Source organism: Anaerobacillus alkaliphilus, assembly GCF_004116265.1.
GTDB classification, from domain to species: domain Bacteria; phylum Bacillota; class Bacilli; order Bacillales; family Anaerobacillaceae; genus Anaerobacillus; species Anaerobacillus alkaliphilus.
Genome location: NZ_QOUX01000021.1, coordinates 19828 through 42895, shown reverse-complemented (window position 1 = coordinate 42895; position 23068 = coordinate 19828). Strand labels below are relative to the sequence as shown.

At 39.2% G+C, this 23068-nt stretch carries 20 protein-coding genes; all 20 read left to right on the top strand.

What is annotated here, in order from left to right; genetic code table 11:
* Positions 1–543 precede the first annotated feature (543 nt).
* The 20 genes from DS745_RS05260 to DS745_RS05165 all read left to right on the top strand — a co-directional run bounded on the left by DS745_RS05260 (position 544) and on the right by DS745_RS05165 (position 23068).
* Entirely contained in the window at positions 544–1395 is an 852-nt protein-coding gene (locus tag DS745_RS05260; protein ID WP_129077237.1) for a 3-hydroxybutyryl-CoA dehydrogenase, read from the top strand.
* A 103-nt stretch (positions 1396–1498) separates the two neighbouring features.
* On the top strand, positions 1499–2641 hold the full coding sequence (locus DS745_RS05255) for an acyl-CoA dehydrogenase (protein WP_129077236.1): 1143 nt from the start codon (positions 1499–1501) through the stop codon (positions 2639–2641).
* Between the two features lie 15 nt (positions 2642–2656).
* Positions 2657–3799 carry an acyl-CoA dehydrogenase gene (locus DS745_RS05250; protein WP_129077235.1) on the top strand — a complete coding sequence of 381 codons (1143 nt, stop codon included), beginning with the start codon at positions 2657–2659 and terminating at the stop codon, positions 3797–3799.
* 142 nt (positions 3800–3941) lie between these two features.
* The gene (locus DS745_RS05245; protein ID WP_129077365.1) at positions 3942–4541 is read left to right on the top strand and encodes a TetR/AcrR family transcriptional regulator; all 600 of its coding nucleotides are present in this window, start codon (positions 3942–3944) and stop codon (positions 4539–4541) included.
* A 121-nt stretch (positions 4542–4662) separates the two neighbouring features.
* Positions 4663–7923, top strand: coding sequence for a fused isobutyryl-CoA mutase/GTPase IcmF (icmF, locus tag DS745_RS05240; RefSeq protein WP_129077234.1), 3261 nt, complete (start codon positions 4663–4665; stop codon positions 7921–7923).
* Positions 7924–8290: 367 nt separating this feature from the next.
* Positions 8291–8839, top strand: coding sequence for a DNA-directed RNA polymerase subunit delta (gene rpoE, locus DS745_RS05235; protein ID WP_421721801.1), 549 nt, complete (start codon positions 8291–8293; stop codon positions 8837–8839).
* A gap of 369 nt (positions 8840–9208) precedes the next feature.
* Positions 9209–10810: a CTP synthase gene (locus tag DS745_RS05230; RefSeq protein ID WP_129077232.1), complete on the top strand. Its 1602-nt coding sequence runs from the start codon at positions 9209–9211 to the stop codon at positions 10808–10810.
* A 342-nt stretch (positions 10811–11152) separates the two neighbouring features.
* Entirely contained in the window at positions 11153–11515 is a 363-nt protein-coding gene (locus DS745_RS05225) for a response regulator (protein WP_129077231.1), read from the top strand.
* Between the two features lie 223 nt (positions 11516–11738).
* The gene (locus tag DS745_RS05220) at positions 11739–12596 is read left to right on the top strand and encodes a class II fructose-bisphosphate aldolase (protein WP_129077230.1); all 858 of its coding nucleotides are present in this window, start codon (positions 11739–11741) and stop codon (positions 12594–12596) included.
* A gap of 376 nt (positions 12597–12972) precedes the next feature.
* Positions 12973–13614 carry a fructose-6-phosphate aldolase gene (gene fsa, locus DS745_RS05215; protein ID WP_129077229.1) on the top strand — a complete coding sequence of 214 codons (642 nt, stop codon included), beginning with the start codon at positions 12973–12975 and terminating at the stop codon, positions 13612–13614.
* A 220-nt stretch (positions 13615–13834) separates the two neighbouring features.
* The gene (locus DS745_RS05210) at positions 13835–15124 is read left to right on the top strand and encodes a UDP-N-acetylglucosamine 1-carboxyvinyltransferase (RefSeq protein ID WP_129077228.1); all 1290 of its coding nucleotides are present in this window, start codon (positions 13835–13837) and stop codon (positions 15122–15124) included.
* Positions 15125–15245: 121 nt separating this feature from the next.
* Positions 15246–16211 carry a class II fructose-bisphosphatase gene (glpX, locus tag DS745_RS05205; protein ID WP_129077227.1) on the top strand — a complete coding sequence of 322 codons (966 nt, stop codon included), beginning with the start codon at positions 15246–15248 and terminating at the stop codon, positions 16209–16211.
* A 409-nt stretch (positions 16212–16620) separates the two neighbouring features.
* Positions 16621–17892 (top strand): transcription termination factor Rho, encoded by a 1272-nt coding sequence (gene rho / locus DS745_RS05200; RefSeq protein ID WP_129077226.1) that lies wholly within the window; start codon positions 16621–16623, stop codon positions 17890–17892.
* A 146-nt stretch (positions 17893–18038) separates the two neighbouring features.
* Entirely contained in the window at positions 18039–18284 is a 246-nt protein-coding gene (locus tag DS745_RS05195) for a type B 50S ribosomal protein L31 (protein ID WP_129077225.1), read from the top strand.
* A 219-nt stretch (positions 18285–18503) separates the two neighbouring features.
* Positions 18504–19124, top strand: a complete 621-nt coding sequence (locus DS745_RS05190) for a thymidine kinase (protein WP_129077364.1) — start codon at positions 18504–18506, stop codon at positions 19122–19124.
* A 98-nt stretch (positions 19125–19222) separates the two neighbouring features.
* The gene (locus DS745_RS05185; protein WP_129077224.1) at positions 19223–19669 is read left to right on the top strand and encodes a hypothetical protein; all 447 of its coding nucleotides are present in this window, start codon (positions 19223–19225) and stop codon (positions 19667–19669) included.
* A 119-nt stretch (positions 19670–19788) separates the two neighbouring features.
* On the top strand, positions 19789–20859 hold the full coding sequence (gene prfA, locus DS745_RS05180) for a peptide chain release factor 1 (protein ID WP_129077223.1): 1071 nt from the start codon (positions 19789–19791) through the stop codon (positions 20857–20859).
* Positions 20860–20873: 14 nt separating this feature from the next.
* Positions 20874–21725, top strand: coding sequence for a peptide chain release factor N(5)-glutamine methyltransferase (prmC, locus tag DS745_RS05175; protein ID WP_129077363.1), 852 nt, complete (start codon positions 20874–20876; stop codon positions 21723–21725).
* A gap of 217 nt (positions 21726–21942) precedes the next feature.
* On the top strand, positions 21943–22551 hold the full coding sequence (spoIIR, locus tag DS745_RS05170) for a stage II sporulation protein R (RefSeq protein ID WP_129077222.1): 609 nt from the start codon (positions 21943–21945) through the stop codon (positions 22549–22551).
* Positions 22552–22621: 70 nt separating this feature from the next.
* Positions 22622–23068 (top strand): GNAT family N-acetyltransferase, encoded by a 447-nt coding sequence (locus tag DS745_RS05165; RefSeq protein WP_129077221.1) that lies wholly within the window; start codon positions 22622–22624, stop codon positions 23066–23068.

Here is a 23068-nt window from a genome sequence, read left to right as displayed (position 1 = left end):
GTTGCGGGATCGAGGACGGATTTGTAAGTAACTGTAAAAAGCGTGGTCGGTTGAGGGTGAATCGGCGACGGATCTGTAAGTAACTGTAAAAAGCGTGGTCGGTTGAGGGTGAATCGACGACGGAACTGTAAGTAACTGTAAAAAGCGTGGTCGGTTGAGGGTGAATCGACGACGGATCTGTAAGTAACTGTAAAAAGCGTGGTCGGTTGAGGGTGAATCGGCGACGGAACTGTAAGTAACTGTAAAAAGCGTGGTCGGTTGAGGGTGAATCGACGACGGAACTGTAAGTAACTGTAAAAAGCGTGGTCGGTTGAGGGTGAATCGACGACGGAACTGTAAGTAACTGTAAAAAGCGTGGTCGGTTGAGGGTGAATCGGCGACGGAACTGTAAGTAATTGTAAAAAACAGTCATTAATAAGGCTGATCACAGCCCGGAACTAAACAAACTGTAAAACCCAGGTACCAACGGAGCTCGATCTCTCAATGGTCTTGCTCCAAATACCTCTCGAATAAGATACAAAACCAGAATTGGGGGAATAGAACATGGAAATCAAAAAAGTAATGGTCATTGGCGCCGGGCAGATGGGCTCAGGGATTGCTCAAGTATGTGCGCAAGCTGGATATGAAGTTCTTCTTAATGACATCAAAGATGAGTTCGTTGATCGCGGCTTAGGCAACATTAACAAAAACTTAAATCGCCAAGTGGAAAAAGGGAGATTAACTGAAGCAGAACGTGACTCAGTTCTTAACCGCATCATAGCCTCTGTGCAACTTGAAGACGCAGCTGACGTTGACTTAGTCATTGAAGCAGCGGTTGAAAACATGGAAATTAAATCAAAGATCTTCGCGCAACTAGACGAGATAACGCCATCTCATGCCATCTTAGCCACAAATACATCTTCACTTCCAATAACAGAGATTGCAGCTGTGACGAAACGTCCAGAAAAAGTAATCGGCATGCATTTTATGAATCCAGTTCCAGTTATGAAATTGATTGAGGTCATTCGCGGCCTAGCAACATCCGATGAAGTCTATGAAGCTATCGAAAGTATGTCTCATAAGTTAAATAAAACTCCTGTTGAAGTGAATGACTTTCCCGGTTTCGTTGCAAATCGTATCTTGATGCCAATGATCAATGAAGCGATCTACACAGTTTACGAAGGTGTTGCAACTCCAGAGGCTGTTGATGAAGTAATGAAATTAGGGATGAATCACCCAATGGGTCCACTAACACTAGCTGACTTTATCGGCTTAGATACTTGTCTTTATATCATGGAAACATTACACGAAGGTTTTGGAGATGACAAATATCGTCCATGCCCATTGCTTAGAAAATATGTAAAAGCTGGCTGGCTCGGCAAAAAATCAGGCAGAGGATTTTATCAATATAATTAAGGTGAAGGTGTCGGCTGAGATAGAAACTGCTACAAAGCAGTACTTCAGCGAATTCACAATTCACAATTCATAATTCACAATTAGGTTTGAAGGGGTTGTCAACATGGAGCTTCGTTTTACAGAAGAACAAGAGATGATGCGGAAAATGGTGAGGGACTTTGCTCAAGAGCAAATCGCTCCAAAGATAGAGGAAATGGAAGAAACAGATCTTTTCCCAACAGAAATTATTAAACAAATGGGTGAACTTGGTTTACTAGGCATTCCAATTTCAGAAGAGTATGGCGGATCTGGTATGGACTTCACGTCGTACATTATTGCCATTAATGAGCTATCAAAGGTGAGTGCAACTGTCGGAGTCATTTTATCAGTTCATACATCTGTCGGAACAAATCCGATTCTCTACTTTGGTACAGAGCAGCAAAAGCAAAAGTATGTACCGAAGCTAGCATCTGGTGAATATTTAGGGGCATTCGCCATTACTGAGCCAGGTGCAGGTAGTGATGCAGCAAGTATCCGTACTACGGCTGTAAAAAATGGTGATCACTACATTCTAAATGGTTCGAAGATTTTTATTACCAATGCTGGAGCAGCTGATACGTACATTGTTTCAGCGAAAACAGATCCTAGTGCAGGTGTAAAAGGTATTTCAACATTTATTGTTGAGAAAGGCACTCCAGGTTTTTCAGTCGGGAAAAAAGAGAAGAAGATGGGGTTACACGGATCGAATACGTGTGAAGTGATCTTTGAGGATTGCAAAGTTCCTGTAGAAAACCTTCTAGGTGAAGAAGGAGAAGGCTTCAAAATATTAATGGCTAACTTAGACGTCGGTCGAATCGGGATCGCAGCTCAGGCGTTAGGGATTGCAGAGGCTGCAGTCGAAAGTGCACTCGGTTACGCAAAGGAAAGAAAGCAATTTGGCAAACCAATCGCAGCACAACAAGGCCTCGCATTTAAATTAGCCGATATGGCGACAAAAGTAGAGGCTTCAAGATTACTAGTTTATCGTGCGGCAGCACTTAGACAACAAGGACTTCCTTGTGGGAAAGAAGCTTCGATGGCAAAATTATTTGCTTCAAGTGCAGCGATGAAGGTCGCAACTGAAGCCGTTCAAGTATTCGGTGGGTATGGCTATACAAAAGAATATCCAGTGGAGCGGTTCTTCCGAGATGCAAAAATTTGTGAGATTTACGAAGGTACTAGTGAGATACAAAGAATTGTAATTAGCAAACATCTTTTAAGAGATTAATTAGGGGGAAATACAATGAACTTTTTATTAACTGAAGAACAAGAAATGATTCGAAAAATGGTACGCGACTTTGCAAAAAACGAAGTTGCCCCAACTGCAGCGGAACGTGATGAAGAAGAGCGTTTCGATCGCGGTATTTTTGACATGATGGGTGAACTAGGACTAACAGGAATTCCGTGGCCAGAAGAGTATGGTGGAATTGGTGCAGACTACCTGTCTTATGCGATTGCTGTTGAAGAGTTATCCCGTGTATGTGCGTCAACAGGTGTAACCTTATCTGCTCATACCTCCTTAGCAGGTTGGCCGGTATATAAATTTGGTACCGAAGAGCAAAAACAAAAGTTTTTACGCCCGATGGCTGAAGGTAAAAAAATGGGTGCTTATGGCTTAACAGAGCCAGGTGCTGGTTCTGACGTTTCTTCAATGAAAACGACAGCTAAATTAGAAGGCGACGAGTACGTCATTAATGGATCAAAGATTTTTATTACAAACGGTGGAGAAGCGGAGATTTATATTGTCTTTGCCGTAACACAACCAGAGTTAAAGCACAAAGGTGTTAGTGCCTTTATCGTTGAAAAAGGAACTCCGGGCTTTTCATTTGGTAAAAAAGAAAAGAAATTAGGAATTCGTTCATCGCCAACATTAGAAATTATTTTTGAAGACTGCCGCATACCAACAGAAAATCTTCTTGGAAAAGAAGGAGAAGGCTTTAAAATTGCAATGATGACACTTGATGGTGGTCGTAACGGAATTGCCGCTCAAGCAGTAGGAATTGCTCAAGGTGCTCTTGACGCAGCGGTCGATTATGCAAAAGAAAGAAAGCAATTTGGCAAGCCGATTTCAGCTCAACAAGGACTTGCGTTTAAGATTGCCGATATGGCAACAAAAATTGAGGCTTCAAGACTATTAACCTACCAAGCTGCATGGCGTGAGAGTGAAGGTTTATCGTACGGATTAGAGTCAGCGATGTCAAAATTATTTGCTGGAGATACAGCGATGGATGTTGCAATTGAAGCGGTCCAAGTATTTGGAGGTTACGGATATACAAAAGAGTACCCAGTAGAACGCTACATGCGTGACGCGAAAATTACGCAAATCTACGAAGGAACAAACGAAATTCAAAGACTTGTAATTTCAAAAATGTTATTGGCAGACTAGTGAATTATGAATTGTGAATTATCAATTATGTTGAGGGTAGAGCTTCGAGGAACTGCCCTCAGCAATTCATAATTCATAATTTTTAATTCACAATTAAGCAGTTGGGGGAGTGTAATCGTCCTTGAAAAAGAAAGTGCCATCGATGGTTAAGGATCAGCTATTAATTAAAAAGCGTCGTGAACAGATGATTAAGGCTGCGGTAACTCTTTTTATTCAAAAGGGTTTTCATCGCACGACAACAAGGGAGATTGCCAAAGAGTCAGGATTTAGTATTGGGACTCTCTATGAGTATATTGGTTCAAAGGAAGACATCCTCTATCTTGTTTGTGACTCGATCTATGATCAAGTTAGTGAAAATTTAAAAAAGCGTCTCAAACAAGATGTAGAGGGAATTGACAGTTTAAGGTATGCAATTGCCGCTTTATTCAGAGTGATTGATGACCTACAAGATGAAGTTCTCGTTATGTATCAGGAGTCAAAGTCGCTTCCAAAAGAAGCGTTACGTTATGTTTTGCAAAAAGAGTTCGAGATGACAGAACTGATCCAAGAAGTCATTCAAGAATGTGTAACAAAAGGGCATCTTGAATTAACCGATCAAGAAATTTATCAATCAGCTCATAACATTCTTGTCCAAGCGCATATGTGGACATTCCGGCGTTGGGCAATTCAAAACAAATATACATTAGACGAATACACAGAAATACAGACAAATCTGTTTTTAAATGGACTACTGAAAAAATAATTATGAATTGTGAATTGGATTGAGGGCATTACTTTGATGCAAATTCGAGTTGGACTACGAAGCGAAGCTCAATAATTCATAATTCACAATTCAAAATTCAAAATTGAATTGGAGTGTTTTGATGGAAAAGATCGAGATTTATCGACCGAAAAACCATGTACGCTTTGTTACTGCATCGAGTCTTTTTGACGGGCATGATGCATCAATCAATATTATGAGAAGAATGCTGCAGGCAAGCGGTGCTGAGGTTATTCATTTAGGGCATAACCGTTCTGCTGAAGAGGTTGTTCTTGCAGCCATCCAAGAAGATGTTCAAGGTATTGCATTATCCTCCTACCAAGGCGGTCATGTGGAATATTTCAAGTACATGTATGACCTATTAAAAGAAAATGGTGCTACACACATCCGTATTTATGGCGGTGGTGGTGGGGTTATTATTCCATCTGAAATTAAGGAACTCCATGATTACGGGATTGCCCGTATTTTTTCACCTGAGGACGGTCGTATTCACGGTCTTCAAGGGATGATCAACATGATGATGGAAGAATGCGATTTTCCAACTGTAAAATCAGTGACTGATGAAATTGATCAGTTACGTGAAAAAAATATTCAAGCGATCTCGAAACTGATTACCCTAGCGGAAAAACAAGAGCTTGATCACCAAGAAGTAGCGACAACGGCTGAAGCTGCTTTTGAAAAAATTAAAGCTTTAGCACAAGAAGTTCCAGTGGTTGGAATTACAGGAACAGGTGGAGCAGGTAAAAGTTCATTGACCGATGAGCTTGTTCGTCGCTTCTTATATGAATTTGAAGACAAAACGGTAGCGATCATTTCTATAGACCCAACGAAACAAAAAACAGGGGGAGCTCTCTTAGGTGACCGCATTCGCATGAATTCGATTAATTCACCACGAGTATTTATGCGCTCGCTTGCGACACGTGGCTCGAAAATGGAGATTTCTGAAGGGATTCGTGACGCAATTCAAGTCGTCAAGGCCGCTGGATTTGATTTAGTTATTGTAGAAACAAGTGGGATTGGGCAAGGAGATGCAGCAATTGTTGAAGTTGTTGACATTTCGATGTACGTGATGACGAGTGAATTTGGTGCGCCGTCTCAGCTTGAGAAAATTGATATGATCGATTACGCCGATTTAATCTGTATTAACAAGTTTGAGAGAAAGGGCTCAGAGGATGCATTACGTGATGTAAAGAAGCAGTATCAACGCAGCCATACTCTTTTTGACCAAGATCCTGAAACAATGCCTGTGTATGGGACAATCGCTAGTCAATTTAATGATCCAGGAACGAATACATTATTTGTTGCTCTTGTTGAAAAAATTAATGAGAAATTCGAATTAGATTGGCAGACAAACCTTGAAACGACCAAAACGGTTGTCAAAAGTAATATGATTATCCCGCCAGAGCGTTCGCAATATTTATTTGAAATCGTTAGCACAATTCGAAACTATAAACAGTTTTCAGAAGAACAAGTGACAGTGGCGAGAAAACTCTATCAAATCAAAGGAACGTTAGAAGCGCTTCAGCTTGTTGGTGGTACGCCAGAGGTTGTAAGTGAACTAGAAAAAGTTCAAAAGCATTTTGAAGAGCAGCTTCATCCTGAAACAAAAGCCCTCCTTGAAAGATGGCCGTCGTTGAAAGATAGCTATTCAAAAGATGAGTTAGTGACGAAAATTCGCGACAAAGAAATTCGTACACAGCTAACAACAACGAGTTTATCAGGGTTAAAAATTCCAAAGGTATCGTTGCCTAAATTCGATGATTGGGGCGAAATCATCCGTTGGTGCTTAAAAGAAAATGTACCTGGTGAGTTCCCGTATACAGCGGGAGTATTCCCATTCAAACGCCAAGGTGAAGATCCAAAACGTCAATTTGCTGGGGAAGGTACGCCAGAACGTACAAACCGCAGATTCCATTACCTATCAAAAGACGATGATGCGAAGCGTTTAAGTACGGCGTTTGACTCAGTAACCCTATATGGCGAAGACCCTGATTACCGTCCCGACATTTATGGAAAAGTCGGTGAAAGTGGTGTAAGCATTTGTACTTTAGAGGATATGAAAAAACTGTATGCAGGCTTTGATCTATGTGCACCTAGTACATCCGTATCAATGACGATTAATGGTCCGGCACCAATCATCTTAGCGATGTTCATGAATACAGCGGTTGATCAGCAGATCGAGAAGTTCGAGGTAGAAAACGGTCGTTCAGCGACAGAAGAAGAACGTTCGCAAATCAAAGCGATGACGCTAGCAACGGTACGTGGTACGGTGCAGGCTGATATTTTAAAAGAAGACCAAGGGCAAAATACTTGTATCTTCTCAACAGAATTTGCGTTACGAATGATGGGAGATATTCAGCAATACTTTATTGACCATAAGGTTCGAAACTACTATTCGGTTTCAATTTCTGGCTACCATATTGCAGAGGCTGGTGCTAACCCGATTAGTCAGTTAGCATTTACATTAGCGAATGGCTTTACGTATGTTGAGTATTATTTAAGTCGTGGGATGAAAATCGATGACTTTGCACCAAACCTATCATTCTTCTTCTCAAACGGCCTTGATCCAGAGTACACAGTGATTGGGCGCGTGGCTAGGAGAATTTGGTCAACGGTGATGAAGCATAGATACCGAGGAAATGATCGTAGCCAAAAGCTAAAGTATCATATTCAAACATCTGGGCGTTCATTACATGCGCAAGAGGTAGATTTCAACGATATTCGCACAACGCTGCAAGCATTGATGGCGATCTACGACAACTGTAATTCGCTTCATACGAATGCTTACGACGAGGCGGTGACAACGCCAACAGAAGAGTCTGTACGTCGTGCAATGGCAATTCAAATGATTATTACGAAAGAGCTTGGCTTAGCGAAAAATGAAAACTCGCTGCAAGGCTCATTTATCATTGATGAAGTAACTGACTTAGTAGAAGAAGCGGTACTGCAAGAGTTAGAAAAAATCAGTGACCGTGGCGGTGTATTAGGGGCCATGGAAACTCAGTATCAACGTGGAAAAATTCAAGAAGAGTCAATGTTCTACGAAATGAAGAAGCATAGTGGCGAGCTACCGATCATTGGGGTTAACACGTACTTAAACCCTAATCCGCCTTCTGAGGATGAGTTTCAAATGGAGATTGCTCGTGCGACTCAAGCAGAAAAGGAACAGCAAATTGCCAATCTGCGTGCCTTCCAAGAGCGTCATCAAGGTACAACAGAAAAAGCACTTAAGCAGCTGCAACAAACAGCGATGTCAAACGGCAACGTCTTCGCTGAACTAATGGAAACAGTAAAAGTAGCCTCACTTGGCCAAATCACAAACGCCCTTTATCAAGTAGGCGGGCAGTATAGAAGGAATATGTAGTGTCGTATGGAGTTGGGAGCAAATAGTTTGTTCTCAGCTCTATATCTTTTTGAATGTAGAATGTAAAATGCAAAATGTAGAATGGTGATTGCTATTCAAAGATGTTTTAATCTACCATGAGTTACTCACATCATTCTACACTCTACATTCTACATTCTACATTTAAAAAAAGATTTTCCACTGGACTAGCATAATGTTTTCATTTATGTTTATAATGAAAGGTATGATTTTCCTTATATCTATTTAAAATAGTGGGAATACATACGTTTAGGTAGGTGTGTTTTTTAGAAGTACTAGGATTTTCGGTTTTGTACGGAAGTTCAGGTTATTTTCTACATAAATAATGATCAATGTTCATTGAAAGGATGTGTTAGCTTTGACGCTAAATGAGTATACGCCAGAAGAAATATCAGAAATGTCCATGGTGGAAATTGCTTATGAGTTAATGAGAAACGAGAAGCAACCTTTTGCATTTGGTGATTTAGTTAAACGAGTTGCTGAAATCAAAGGACTGTCTGAGGAATATGTATCGGAAAGAATTTCTTATCTTTATGCAGATCTAAATATTGATGGCCGTTTTATTGCCCTAGGTGAAAATCGTTGGGGCCTAAGAACTTGGTATCCTTATGAGCAGGCAGACGAAGAAGTTACTCAAACTGTTCGTCGTAAAAAGAAGAAAGCTGAAGATGATGAGGATCTAGAAATCGAATTAGATGAAGACTTCGATGACTTAGATGGAGATTTAGATGATGAGTATGAAGATTTAGAAGATGAACTAGACGATCTTGTAAGCGAAGAGAACGAAGAAGAAGATTTTGATCTAGATCTTGACGAAGAAGAAGATGTCGATGCTGATGATTCAGAGGATGACCTTGATGAAGATTTAGAGGCAGAGGACGAAGACGATCTTCTCTAAAAAACATAGTTGACAATAGTGCTTGTCTAGGATAGAATTCTTTTTGGGCTTTTCTTATAAGCAAATTGAATAAACAATTATATTAGGAAAGTTGAAGGTCAACTTTTCCATAATACGTAAATGTAAAACAAAAGTCGCCCCCTAAAATTGGGGCAGTGGCTTTTGTTTTTTTATTTTTAGATGAATTTCATCAGCATTATGAAATTCAAGTTTGGAAAGTATAAAGATGGAAACTAATTTTTTCGAGGTAGAATTCAGGAAACGGTAAGAGTATGAAGGCACTTATCTATTATTTTTTAAGACTTCTTTTACCCCAACTCTAATCTTTACAATCTACACTCTAAACTAACACAAAAGAGAGGGAACGAAATGGCGACGAAGTATATTTTTGTAACTGGTGGGGTTGTATCTTCACTAGGTAAGGGTATTACAGCTGCATCTTTAGGACGATTATTAAAAAACCGAGGCTTAAAAGTTTTTATTCAAAAGTTTGACCCATACATTAATGTTGACCCTGGAACAATGAGTCCATATCAACACGGGGAAGTATTCGTAACAGATGATGGCGCGGAAACTGACTTAGACCTTGGTCACTATGAGCGTTTCATCGATATTAACTTAAGTAAGAATAGTAATGTGACGACAGGAAAAATCTATTCAACAGTTCTGAAGAAGGAACGTCGTGGAGATTATCTTGGTGGAACGGTGCAGGTTATTCCTCATATTACGAACGAGATTAAAGAACGTGTTTTCCGTGCAGGAAGAGAAACAGGTGCAGATATCGTTATTACTGAAATTGGTGGTACTGTTGGGGACATCGAATCTCTGCCATTTTTAGAGGCAATTCGTCAAATCAAGAGTGATGTAGGCGTGAATAACGTGATGTACATTCACTGTACGTTAATCCCTTACTTAGCCGCTGCTGGTGAAATGAAGTCAAAGCCTACACAACACAGTGTAAAAGAGCTTCGTAGCTTAGGTATTCAACCAAATGTGATTGTTGTTCGTACAGAACGTCCAGTTCCAGATGATATGAAAGATAAGATTGCTCTGTTTTGTGATATTGATAAAAATGCGGTTATTGAAGCTCGCGATGCTGACACATTATATGAGGTTCCGCTTGATCTTCAACGACAAAAGCTTGACCAATTTGTTTGTGAATACTTAAAATTGAATTGCCAAGAGCCTGACATGACGGAGTGGGTTGCACTTGTTGAAAAGGTAAAAAATCTTTCTGGCAAAGTAAAAATTGCTTTAGTAGGAAAATACGTTGCCCTTCAAGATGCTTATCTTTCTGTTGCAGAATCATTAAGACATGCTGGTTATGCATTTGATGCTGATATCGAAATCAAGTGGATTAATGCTGAAGATGTAACAGAGGAAAATGTAACTGATTTATTACAAGACGTTGACGGTGTACTAGTTCCTGGTGGTTTCGGTGACCGTGGAATTGAAGGTAAGATCTCTGCAATTAAATATGCGCGTATAAATAAAGTGCCTTTCTTAGGAATTTGCTTAGGGATGCAATTAGCATCGATCGAGTATGCAAGAAACGTCTTAGGTTTAGAAGGAGCTAATTCTGCTGAACTTAACCCTGCTACAAACTATCCAGTAATTGACCTTTTACCTGAGCAAAAAGATATTGAAGATTTAGGCGGTACATTACGTTTAGGTCTATACCCTTGTAAATTAATTGAAGGCTCAGTGGCTTTTGAAGCTTACAAAGAACAAGTGGTTTATGAGCGCCATCGCCATCGTTACGAGTTCAATAACGAATACCGTGAGCAAATGGAAAAAGCAGGCTTTATTTTCTCTGGGACAAGCCCAGATGGCCGCTTAGTGGAAATTATTGAAATTGAAGATCACCCATATTTCGTTGCATCTCAATTCCATCCAGAATTTGTTTCACGTCCAACTAGACCACAGCCATTATTTAGAGAGTTTATCAGAGCGTCATTAAATAAAGCGTAGCCCCTTGGGTTACGTTTTTTTCTTAATTTTAGGCTCTTTTTCGTAAACATTGTGGCTTTTTTACCCTGAAATAATCGGAAAAATACCCTAGATGAAGATATCAGCCAATAAAACTTTGCGATAACAGCCTAATTTTAAGTGGATGAATTTCATAATACCTTAATGGAGCCATATTAAACTAAATGTAGTTGTGAATGTTTTAGCGTAACTACAACTATTATCGTAATGGCGATACTAAATTCATTTAAGTGGATATTAAAAGAAATTTTTACAAATAGAAGGAAAAACTTAAAGAAACACAGAATAATGTAAGGATGAAAATACAAGGAATGGGTGAAGAATTTGAAAAAGAAAATCTTAATTGTCGATGACCAATTTGGTATTCGCGTTTTATTAAATGAAATCTTTCAAAAAGATGGTTACGATACATACCAAGCTGCAAGTGGTGTTCAGGCACTAAGTATAGTCGAAGAGAACTTACCTGATTTAGTTATTCTAGATATGAAAATTCCAGGAATGGACGGATTAGAAATCCTTCGAAGGCTAAAGGATTATAACTCAGGTATCCAAGTAATAATGATGACAGCTTATGGTGAGCTAGACATGATTAATGAAGCGATGAAGTTAGGGGCAATTACCCATTTTGCGAAACCTTTGGATATTGATGAGGTACGTGCAGTTATTAAAGAGCAAATCGGAGTATAAGGAAACGCTTACATAACGTTAATCGTTTTGTCAAGATATTTCCGTGATTTTTTTACTCAGTATGCTATAATAGGTCTGTACAACTTGAGTAGGTTTTTTAAAAAGCATCATCTATACATAATTTCTATGTACAATGGGTTAAAATTTAAAAGTAATGTTTTTTATTGATCTTATTCAGGACTACCTAAACACAAGTGGTTTAATCAAAAGGAGGATATCACCAATGCCTTTAGTGTCAATGAAGGAAATGTTATTAAAAGCAAAAAATGAAGGGTACGCTGTAGGTCAGTTTAACCTTAACAACCTTGAATTCACTCAAGCAATTCTTCAAGCGGCTCAAGAAGAAAACTCACCAGTAATCCTAGGGGTTTCAGAAGGTGCTGCACGTTACATGGGTGGCTTTAAAACAATTGTAAAATTAGTAGAAGCGCTTATGGAAGAGTACAAAACAACTGTACCTGTTGCAATTCATTTAGACCATGGTTCAAGCTTCCAAAAATGTGCGGAGGCAATTCATGCTGGATTTACATCTGTTATGATCGATGCTTCTCACCATTCTTTTGAGGAAAATATTGAAATTACTTCAAAAGTAGTTGAGCTTGCTCACTTCCACGGTGTATCTGTAGAAGCGGAATTAGGAACTGTTGGAGGTCAGGAAGATGACGTAATCGCTGATGGCGTAATCTATGCTGATCCAAAAGAGTGTGAAGAGTTAGTTAAGCGTACAGGAATTGACTGCTTAGCTCCTGCATTAGGTTCTGTTCATGGACCATACAAAGGTGAGCCTAACTTAGGTTTCAAAGAGATGGAAGAAATCCTAAACCTAACTGGTGTACCTCTAGTGTTACATGGTGGTACTGGAATTCCTACAGCTGATATCACGAAAGCAATTTCTTTCGGTACAGCAAAAATTAACGTAAATACAGAAAACCAAATCGCTTCTGCAAAAGCTGTTCGTGAAGTTCTTGCTGCTGACGCTGAAGTTTACGATCCTCGTAAATACTTAGGCCCAGCTCGTGAAGTAATCAAGCAAACAGTTATCGGCAAAATGCGTGAGTTTGGTTCTTCAAATAAAGCTTAATATTGTCGTCAAAAGTTGGTCTCCGTTAGGAGATCAACTTTTTTTGCGTTCAGAAAAGGTTGCCTTCTAGTCAAGCGGTCTCAGAGGACCTTATTTTAGCTAAAATAGCCGTTTTTGAAATTTTACGGACTGTGAGGACGCTATTTTCAATGTTTAAGGGTGTTTTGCTGCCATATCGGTCTAATAAGGGTTCCTGAGTCCGCCAAATCTAAAAAAGAAGGTTTTTTCTTGAAATAGGGTCTTCTGAGTCCTCTAAAAAAGCCCCTTGAACTAATTTCCCATTAGGAAGGAATCGACAAGTTTCTCAAAAGGAATTAAGACTACTATCAGCGAATATAGTTATTCAGTGTGAAAATACAAATCAGGGGTGAAGGATATGAAGTTTTTCATTGATACAGCAAATTTAGAAGAAATTCGTGAAGCGAATGCTCTAGGTGTACTAGCGGGTGTAACAACAAACCCATCTTTAGTAGCAAAAGAAGGAGTAGATTTTCATACGCGCTTAAGAGAAATTACAGAGGTCGTATCTGGCTCAGTTAGTGCTGAGGTTATTGCTCTTGATTACGAAGGAATGCTTAGAGAAGGAAAAGAATTAGCGGCAATCGCCCCAAACATTACCGTGAAAGTGCCGATGACAACAGAAGGATTAAAAGCTGTTCGAGCATTTGCTGATCAAGGAATTAAAACAAATGTTACGCTTGTTTTCTCAGCTGTCCAAGCGTTATTAGCCGCTCGAGCGGGTGCTACATACGTATCGCCATTTTTAGGACGACTTGATGATATCGGTCATAATGGACTAGATTTGGTTTCACAAATATCTGAAATGTTTTTCATTCATAACATTGAAACAGAAATTATTGCAGCATCTATTCGCCATCCGATGCATGTTCATGATGCAGCAATGAAAGGCGCTCACATTGCAACGATTCCATATAAGGTTATTAGCCAACTCGTCAAACATCCATTAACAGACCAAGGCATTGAGAAATTCTTGGAAGATTGGAATAAACAGAAATAATGGTATAATAAGTAGGAAGCATTGTTTCAAACAGATGCTTCCTCTTATAAAATCAAATTGTGAATTATGAATTGTGAATTAGTAAGAAAACAGGCTTCAAAAATCCAATTCAAAATTCAAAATTCATAATTTAAATTGCGAGTGAGATGGTTATAATGGTAAAAACATCTAGAAGGCCATATGACCAGATTTTTTAGATCAAAAAAGAAGGGAAGCTGTTATGGAAAAGTTATTAATTGAGGGCGGTTATCCTCTAGAAGGTAGAGTAAATATTAGTGGAGCAAAAAACAGTGCAGTTGCGCTTATCCCTGCTGCTATTTTAGCTGATTCAGAGGTAACAATTGATAATTTACCACAAATCTCTGATGTACAGTTACTAAGTGAACTACTTGAAGAAATTGGTGGTACAACAAGATTAACGGGCGACTCCTTGACAATCTATCCTGAAAATATGTTTGCGATGCCACTACCTAATGGCCGAGTAAAAAAGCTGCGAGCATCTTATTATTTAATGGGTGCGATGCTTGGGAAATTCAAGAAGGCAGTAATTGGTTTACCTGGTGGTTGTAATTTAGGACCGAGACCAATCGACCAACATATTAAAGGGTTTGAAGCACTTGGAGCTCGAGTAACGAATGAACAAGGTGCGATTTATCTACGTGCCGATGAGTTACGTGGGGCAAAAATTTATCTAGACGTTGTAAGTGTAGGCGCAACTATCAATATTATGTTAGCCGCGGTAAGAGCTAAAGGACGTACAGTTATTGAAAACGCAGCGAAGGAACCAGAAATTATTGATGTAGCTACGCTGTTAACTAGTATGGGTGCGCAAATTAAAGGGGCTGGAACGAACGTTATTCGAATTGATGGTGTTGACTCGCTTCATGGATGTCGACATTCAATTATTCCTGATCGAATTGAAGCAGGGACTTATATGATTATTGCTGCTGCTATGGGGCAACAGATGATGATTGACAACGTAATTCCGGATCATTTAGAGTCATTGATCGCTAAGCTTCGTGAAATGGGCGTTCATATCGAGACAAATGATGATCAAGTCTATATTTATCAAACCGGCAACTTAAAAGGTGTTGATATTAAAACATTGGTATATCCAGGCTTCCCAACCGATTTGCAACAGCCTTTCACTTCCCTTTTAACAAAAGCTAGTGGAACCAGCATTGTTACGGATACGATTTATAACGCAAGATTTAAACATATCGATGAACTTAGACGAATGGGTGCTAATGTAAAAGTTGAGGGGCGCTCTGCCATTATTAATGGTGATGGAAATCAACTGCAAGGATCAAAGGTTCGAGCGAGCGATCTTCGTGCAGGTGCAGCGCTTGTTGTAGCTGGACTTATGGCTCAAGGAGTTACTGAGATCTCAGGCGTCGAACACATTGATCGTGGTTATGAGCACCTAGAAGAAAAACTCAAAGGCCTTGGTGCAAAAATTTGGCGTGAAAAACTAACTGCTGACGAATTAAAAGAAGTGGAAAACGCTTAAAGGGCAAGTGTGAATTGTCAATTATGAATTATGAATTGGTTTTGAAGAGCTTCGAAGCTCAAGGAATCAATTCATAATTTACTATACGTATTCAGAATTATTCGAATTGGGGGAGAGAAACATGGAAAGAAGTTTATCGATGGAGCTTGTTCGTGTTACAGAGGCAGCAGCTTTAGCAAGTGCGCGTTGGATGGGTAGGGGAAATAAGGATGCAGCGGATGATGCAGCAACTCAAGCAATGAGAGACGTGTTTGATACGATCCCAATGAAAGGGACCGTTGTGATTGGGGAGGGCGAAATGGATGAAGCCCCGATGCTATACATAGGTGAAAAAGTTGGAAATGGGTATGGCTCTCGTCTTGATGTAGCAGTTGATCCACTTGAAGGAACAAACATTGTTGCCTGTGGGGAATGGAATGCTCTTGCCGTTTTAGCGGTAGCTGATAATGGCAACCTACTTCATGCTCCTGATATGTATATGGATAAAATTGCAGTAGGCCCTGAATCTGTTGGTAAGGTTAGTCTTGACTATACTGTTCTAGAAAACTTGCAAGCAGTAGCCGCTGCGAAAAAGAAGAATATAGAAGATCTAGTAGTTGCAATTTTAAAACGTGAACGTCATGAAAGCTTAATTCAAGAAATTCGTGATACTGGTGCTAGGATTAAATTAATGCAAGACGGGGATGTTGCAGCAGCTATTAATACTGCTTTTGAAGATACAGGAGTTGATATTTTACTAGGTTCGGGTGGAGCTCCTGAGGGTGTACTAGCAGCTGTGGCACTTAAGTGTTTAGGTGGAGAGCTTCAAGGTCGACTACTGCCACAGGATGAGGAAGAAATTGCGCGTTGTAAAAAGATGGGCATTGAAGATGTTAACCGCATTTTAATGATGGATGACCTAGTCAAAGGTGATGATTGTATTTTTGCCGCCACTGGTGTGACCGATGGGGAACTTTTAAAAGGTGTTCGTTACAAAGGTGACGTTGGCTTTACCCAATCTGTTGTTATGCGCGCGAAATCAGGAACAGTACGTTTCGTTGATGGAAAACATAGTCTTAAGAAAAAACCAGATTTAGTGATCAGATAATAGTTCTTACAAAAGAGTTTAGAGGACTACTCTAAACTCTAAATATTCCTCGAGGTAAGAACAAATGTTCTTTTATTTTCCTCACTCATGTTGTATAATTTAGTCATAGATATTGAATTTGCAAAAGTTGTCAAAACTATTTTCTTGAATAAGAATAGTAATTATGGTTAAAATAGTATTTATTATTACTGTTACTAGAAACGTACGAGCAAAACTCTTCTGCTAGTTTTTGAATTAGGACAGTACATAACAAGGTCTCACTCTTCATTAGGAAAATACGAACCTCATCAACTTCACTTATATCCTTTCAATACTTAATTCCAAATCAAATGAATCTCTTTTAAACAAGAGAGGTATTTTTGTATGCTTTTTCATAAAAAAAATCTATTAAAAAGAAGTGGTGTCAAACATGGGTGTAAATTTAGCCGAATTAGAAAATATGAAGCTACGCGAATTATACGAATTAGCAAAACAGTATAAAGTAACGTCTTACAGTAAGTTAACAAAGAAAGAGTTAGTATTTGCAATTTTAAAAGGACAAGCTGAAGAAGATGGCTTAATGTTTATGGAAGGTACTTTAGATATCGTTTCATCTGAAGGTTTTGGGTTTTTAAGACCGATTAATTACTTGCCAAGCTCAGAGGATATCTATATTTCTGCTTCGCAGATCCGTAGGTTTGAGTTAAGAAATGGCGATAGAGTATCTGGTAAGGTTAGAAAGCCAAAAGAAAATGAACGTTTTTACGGATTACTTCATGTAGAAGCGGTAAACGGTGATGATCCTGATACGGCGAAAAGTCGTCCGCATTTTCCAGCGTTAACCCCGTTATATCCAGAAACAAAAATCAAATTAGAAGCCTCACCTGAAAAAGTGTCTTCAAGAATTATTGATATGATTTCTCCTGTAGGGTTTGGTCAGCGTGGTCTTATTGTCGCTCCTCCAAAAGCGGGTAAAACGTTGCTGTTAAAAGAGGTTGCTAATAGTATCAGTGTGAACCATCCTGATGCAGTATTAATTGTTCTTCTAATTGATGAGCGTCCTGAGGAAGTAACTGATATCGAACGTTCTGTAAATGCTGAAGTAGTTAGTTCTACGTTTGATGAAGTTCCAGAAAATCATATTAAGGTTGCTGAGCTTGTTCTTGAGAGAGCGATGCGTTTAGTTGAGTCAAAGAAAGACGTTATTATTTTGATGGATAGTATTACGCGTCTTGCACGTGCATATAACCTAGTTGTCCCACCAAGTGGTCGTACTCTTTCTGGTGGTATTGATCCGGCTGCCTTCCATCGTCCGAAACGCTTTTTTGGTGCGGCGAGAAACATCGAAGAAGGAGGTAGCTTAACAATTTTAGCTACTGCCTTAGTAGAAACCGGCTCACGGATGGATGAGGTAATTTACGAGGAATTCAAAGGTACTGGTAATATGGAACTTCACCTTGACCGTAAGCTTGCAGAAAGACGTATCTTCCCTGCTATCGATATTTTACGTTCTGGTACAAGACGTGAAGAGCTACTTTTACCAAAAGAGCAGCTTGAAACATTATGGGCTATTCGTAAAACAATGAAAGACTCATCGGAATACGTTGACCACTTTATCAAAAAGATTAAAACAACGAAGACAAATGAAGAATTCTTCGCTTCGATTGAAGAGGATAAAGCAGGTAGAAAAGTTCGTTCGTAGTTTGAGTGGACAACCCACAAAATTACAGTTGCAAAACTACTTTTAAGTTGATATAATTTCGTCATGTGTGAAAAAGGTATTACACAAAATAATACCTTTATAAACTCTGTTTCGAAGAGACTCAGGGCAAAAAGGAGATGAAAAGAATGAAACCGGAAATCCATCCTAAATATCAAAAAGTTGTGTTTAAGGATACAAGTACAGGTTTTATGTTCTTAAGTGGCTCAACAAAGTACTCTGCTGAGACTGTTGAGTGGGAAGATGGCAAAACTTATCCTCTATTAAACGTAGAGATCAGTTCTGACTCTCATCCATTCTACACAGGTCGTCAGAAGTTTGCTGACGCTGGTGGACGTGTGGATCGCTTCAAGAAAAAATACAACCTTAAGTAATCCCAAAAATAAAGAAGACAGGCAAGTGCAATTTTCTTGCCTGTTTTTTTTGTTGCTAAGATTGTTACCAAGGCTAATCGGGCCCTGCTCATTTACATAAATTTACTTAAAGAATTTTCATTTTGATCATGAAAATTGTCAGGAAAAGTTGTATTATATATTATTGTGAGGAATTTTCGGAGAGAATACTTGAACAGAGCAGTGATGGGAGAGACAAATATGCATTTAACGAGAAAAGAAGGCTGGTTAGAAGTTGTTTGCGGAAGCATGTTCTCTGGAAAATCAGAGGAATTAATTCGTCGAGTTCGGAGAGCAAGCTTCGGAAAACAAAAAGTACAGGTGTTTAAACCAGCGCTTGATAATCGCTATTCTAGTGAAGAAGTTGTTTCCCACAATGGGACAAAAGTATTGGCAAAGCCTGTGAAAACATCAGTAGAAATTTTAGAATTAGTGGAATTTGATACACAAGTAGTGGCAATTGATGAAGTACAGTTTTTTGACGAAGCAATTATTCCTGTTGTTCAGTCACTTGCAGATCAAGGAATTCGTGTCGTTGTTGCCGGCTTAGATCAAGATTTCCGTGGTGAGCCTTTCGGTCCAGTGCCTACACTAATGGCCTTAGCTGAGACGGTTACAAAATTTCAAGCAATTTGCTTGGCATGTGGATCTCCAGCTAGCAGAACGCAACGTCTAATTAACGGAAGCCCTGCTAATTATGATGACCCAATCATCTTAGTAGGAGCATCAGAGTCCTATGAGCCAAGATGTAGACATTGCCATGAGGTACCTGGCAAACCAGAATTATTACCTATAAAGGAAGAACAAACCAATCTCAGTTAGAGGTTGGTTTTTTTTCGACAAACTTCGGGTTGTCACAGTGACAAATAGGTGAAATTATTTTGTCCTTTCTGGGTAAGCTATCATCAGGAGGTGTTTTCATGAAAAAAGCGCTACTTCTTATCACAGTCATACTTATGACTTGTGGATGTTCGCCGACAAATTCCCCTGAAGCAGGTATGGAAAACACAGTGGATGGCAACCAAGTTGCTTATGGTTTATTAGGGCCTGGTCCGATAAACTATGGTGTTATTAGAGATGATGTAGATGAATATCGGTATGATGGGATGATCAACCAAAGCCCGAGCTTTCGAACATTGGATCGCCACCGTACTGATTTAGGTGATGATCAGGATAAGGTTCGAACAATTCTACTTCAAGAAGGTTTACAACCAGGTGGAATTTTCATCATTGGTAAAGATATTTGGGTAAATGCGAGAACGGATGTACAGGACACGCAGGAACGAGAACAGCAACAGAAAGATATCCAAAGAGTTTTATCGCAAGCAATGCAGCGTTATGACATCCATGTAACGATAAATCCTTAAGTGAACTCGCCTCGGGTTCACTTTCGCCATTTTCTTTGACTTTCTACATAGAACCTTTGACTGTAGGCTTCTCATATACTATAATTATAATGTTATGCCATAAAAAGAGGTGAATGAGCGTGTTTGATCGATTACAGTCATTAGAAGATCGCTACGAAAGGTTAAATGAACTTTTAAGTGATCCAGACGTTATAAATGATTCAACAAAACTTCGTGAATATTCAAAAGAACAATCGAACTTAACAGATACAGTACAGGCTTATAAAGAATACAAAGAAGTTATGACACAATATAAAGATGCAAAATCAATGTTTGAAGAAAAACTTGATGATGAAATGTACGAAATGGTTAAGATGGAAATTAGCGAGTTAGAAGATCAAAAAGAAGAGCTTGAAAACCGCTTGAAAATCTTATTGCTTCCTAAAGACCCGAACGATGACAAAAACGTTATCGTTGAGATCCGTGGTGCGGCTGGTGGAGACGAAGCAGCCCTTTTTGCCGGTGACTTGTATAAAATGTACAGCCGTTTTGCGGAAGCTCGTGGCTGGAAAACGGAAGTTATTGAAGCTAACTACACTGAGATCGGTGGATATAAAGAGATTATCTTTATGATCAACGGTACTGGTGCGTATTCAAAATTAAAGTATGAAAACGGAGCTCACCGTGTACAACGTGTACCAACAACTGAGTCTGGTGGACGTATTCATACATCAACAGCAACGGTTGCAGTTTTACCAGAAGCTGAAGACGTTGAAATTGAAATTCACGAAAAAGATATTCGTGTTGATACATTCTGCTCGAGTGGAGCTGGTGGACAGAGTGTTAACACGACAGCATCGGCTGTACGTGTAGTGCATATTCCAACCAACACGGTAGTAACGTGTCAGGATGAGAAATCTCAGCATAAAAACAAAGATAAAGCGATGAAGGTTTTAAGAGCGCGTATTTTTGATAAAATGCAACAAGAGCAACAAGCAGAATATGATGAGGTAAGAAAATCAGCAGTAGGTACAGGAGACCGTTCAGAGCGTATCCGTACGTATAACTTCCCGCAAAGCCGTGTAACTGACCACCGCATTGGTTTAACTCTTCAGAAGTTAGATCAGATTTTACAAGGCAAACTTGATGAAATTATTGATGCGCTAGTGGTTGAAGAGCAAGCGAGCTTAATGCAGCAGGCTGATGATTAATGAGTAAGCAACCAATGAAAATTTATGAAGCCCTACGCTGGGCTTCTTCTTTTTTAACAGAACACGGGCTAGAAGAACCAATCGCTGAGATTTTACTTAAGCATTACTTGCAGGTGGATCGTACTAAGTTGTTTCAAATTTTTCAAGACGAGCTTCCTTTAGACGTTGAAAACTCGTTGAGAGCAGCGTTAGAGAAGGTTGTAGCAGGAACCCCTGTCCAACACATTACAGGTGTTGAGGACTTCTATGGAAGGCAATTTACCGTGAACGAGCACGTCCTCATTCCTCGACCCGAAACTGAGGAGCTCGTAATGGGGCTTTTACAGCGCATTAATAGAGTCTTTCCTAACCAATCACCAATTAAGGTTGTGGACGTTGGGACTGGCAGTGGGGCTATTTCAATTTCATTAGCATTAGAAAATCCTAATCTAAAAATTACGACGGTTGATATCTCACCTGAAGCGATTGAAGTCGCAAAGCTGAACGCGAAAAAATTAGACGCATCGGTTCAATTTTTAGAAGGCGATCTCCTTCAGCCGTTGATCGATTCTGGCGCAAAGGTAGATGTTGTTGTCTCAAACCCACCCTATATTTCAGAAGCTGATTTTCGAGAGCTTGCCGTAAATGTCCGTGATTTTGAACCGACGCTTGCGTTAGTTGGCGGTGTGACCGGCTATGAGCTTTATGAAAAATTAGTTGCTCAAATTCCTACGGTCTTAAACAAAAATGGGATTATCGCCTTTGAAGTTGGTGCGGGTCAGAGTAAACAGGTGGAAGCGCTAATTAAAGCACAATACCCACATGCCGAAACGGAAATTGTCTTTGATATCAATGGAAAAGACCGGATGGTTTTTGGGACGCTGTGATAATTGTCAATTATGAATTGTGAATTATGAATTATGAATTATGAATTATGAATTATGAATTATGAATTATGAATTATGAATTGGTGAAAGCAAAGCTCCGAAGCTTTACTTTCACCTAATTCAAAATTGTCAATTCAAAATTTTTTTAAAAAAAAAGGGTTTATAATCTAGTAATCTTGTCCAACCTAGTACTACAAAAAGGTTGGGGGGATTTAAAATGAAAAAAAATCAAAAGGTTATTATTTACATAATTACTAGTTTACTAGTTTTAATAATGAGCTGGGAGGCTCAAAGAAGTATGTCGGTGGCTGCATCGAATTTGGTGACGATACCTGAGGATGCAATCCGCTTACGTATTTTAGCAAATAGCGACTCACCGAGAGATCAATGGTTAAAACGTGAAATTCGTGATCAAGTAAATGCAGAAATTACAAAATGGGTGACTGAGCTAGAAACGATTGAAAATGCTAGAGATGTCATTGAGTCTCAACTAGACAAAATCGAAGACATTGTTGAACACGAGCTTGCTAGACTTGGAATAAAAGATAGTTTTACAGTTGAGTTTAATGATGTGCAATTTCCGACAAAGCTTTATGGAAATGTTTTGTATCCAGCAGGAATGTATGAAGCGGTGTTAATTACAATTGGTGAAGGGAAAGGTGAAAACTGGTGGTGTGTTCTGTTCCCACCATTATGCTTTATCGATTTCGCTAACGGAGATGCTGTAGCTAACGAGGGTGATGCACAATCTGAAGAGTCAGGAGAAGTTGAAGTTCGCTTTTTCGTGGTAGAAATCTTTCAAAAAGTAAAATCACTTTTTATCTAAAAGTAGTAATACTCTCTCTTTTTCCGTCATAGGATGGTATAGTACAAGCCATTTTGTAGGAGGAGAAACAATGGGAATCGTAATAAGAATTGCTACAGAAAAAGATTTGTTACCGATCCAGCACTTATTAGCAAAAGCTAATCTATCCGAACGAGGTATTGAACAAAACATTGATAATTTTCTTGTTGTAGAGGACCCAGACAAAAAAGTCATTGGCACTGTAGGGATTGAGCCAATTGGAAAAGATGGCTTACTTCGATCATTAGTAATGGCTTCTGAAAGTTGGAATGCAAAAGTTGGCCTAGACTTCATTGAATTAGCAGTATCTTATGGCAAACAAAAAGGCTATGAAAAATTATATTTACTAACGAATTCATCCTTGCCGTTTTTCGAATACATAGGCTTTCGAATTCTAGAAGAGCAGGATGTTCCCGGCCATTTAAAGGATACCGAGCACTTTGCTCAGTATGTAGAAGGAGTTACGAAGGTCATGGAATTATCCACAGACGAGATTTAA

What these genes read in the sequence shown, in the direction of transcription:
- DS745_RS05260 (WP_129077237.1), top strand. Translation starts at nt 544, where the DNA reads ATGGAAATCAAAAAAGTAATGGTCATTGGCGCCGGGCAGATGGGCTCA.
- DS745_RS05255 (WP_129077236.1), top strand. Translation starts at nt 1,499, where the DNA reads ATGGAGCTTCGTTTTACAGAAGAACAAGAGATGATGCGGAAAATGGTG.
- DS745_RS05250 (WP_129077235.1), top strand. Translation starts at nt 2,657, where the DNA reads ATGAACTTTTTATTAACTGAAGAACAAGAAATGATTCGAAAAATGGTA.
- DS745_RS05245 (WP_129077365.1), top strand. Translation starts at nt 3,942, where the DNA reads ATGGTTAAGGATCAGCTATTAATTAAAAAGCGTCGTGAACAGATGATT.
- icmF (WP_129077234.1), top strand. Translation starts at nt 4,663, where the DNA reads ATGGAAAAGATCGAGATTTATCGACCGAAAAACCATGTACGCTTTGTT.
- DS745_RS05230 (WP_129077232.1), top strand. Translation starts at nt 9,209, where the DNA reads ATGGCGACGAAGTATATTTTTGTAACTGGTGGGGTTGTATCTTCACTA.
- DS745_RS05220 (WP_129077230.1), top strand. Translation starts at nt 11,739, where the DNA reads ATGCCTTTAGTGTCAATGAAGGAAATGTTATTAAAAGCAAAAAATGAA.
- fsa (WP_129077229.1), top strand. Translation starts at nt 12,973, where the DNA reads ATGAAGTTTTTCATTGATACAGCAAATTTAGAAGAAATTCGTGAAGCG.
- DS745_RS05210 (WP_129077228.1), top strand. Translation starts at nt 13,835, where the DNA reads ATGGAAAAGTTATTAATTGAGGGCGGTTATCCTCTAGAAGGTAGAGTA.
- glpX (WP_129077227.1), top strand. Translation starts at nt 15,246, where the DNA reads ATGGAAAGAAGTTTATCGATGGAGCTTGTTCGTGTTACAGAGGCAGCA.
- rho (WP_129077226.1), top strand. Translation starts at nt 16,621, where the DNA reads ATGGGTGTAAATTTAGCCGAATTAGAAAATATGAAGCTACGCGAATTA.
- DS745_RS05195 (WP_129077225.1), top strand. Translation starts at nt 18,039, where the DNA reads ATGAAACCGGAAATCCATCCTAAATATCAAAAAGTTGTGTTTAAGGAT.
- DS745_RS05190 (WP_129077364.1), top strand. Translation starts at nt 18,504, where the DNA reads ATGCATTTAACGAGAAAAGAAGGCTGGTTAGAAGTTGTTTGCGGAAGC.
- DS745_RS05185 (WP_129077224.1), top strand. Translation starts at nt 19,223, where the DNA reads ATGAAAAAAGCGCTACTTCTTATCACAGTCATACTTATGACTTGTGGA.
- prmC (WP_129077363.1), top strand. Translation starts at nt 20,874, where the DNA reads ATGAAAATTTATGAAGCCCTACGCTGGGCTTCTTCTTTTTTAACAGAA.
- spoIIR (WP_129077222.1), top strand. Translation starts at nt 21,943, where the DNA reads ATGAAAAAAAATCAAAAGGTTATTATTTACATAATTACTAGTTTACTA.
- DS745_RS05165 (WP_129077221.1), top strand. Translation starts at nt 22,622, where the DNA reads ATGGGAATCGTAATAAGAATTGCTACAGAAAAAGATTTGTTACCGATC.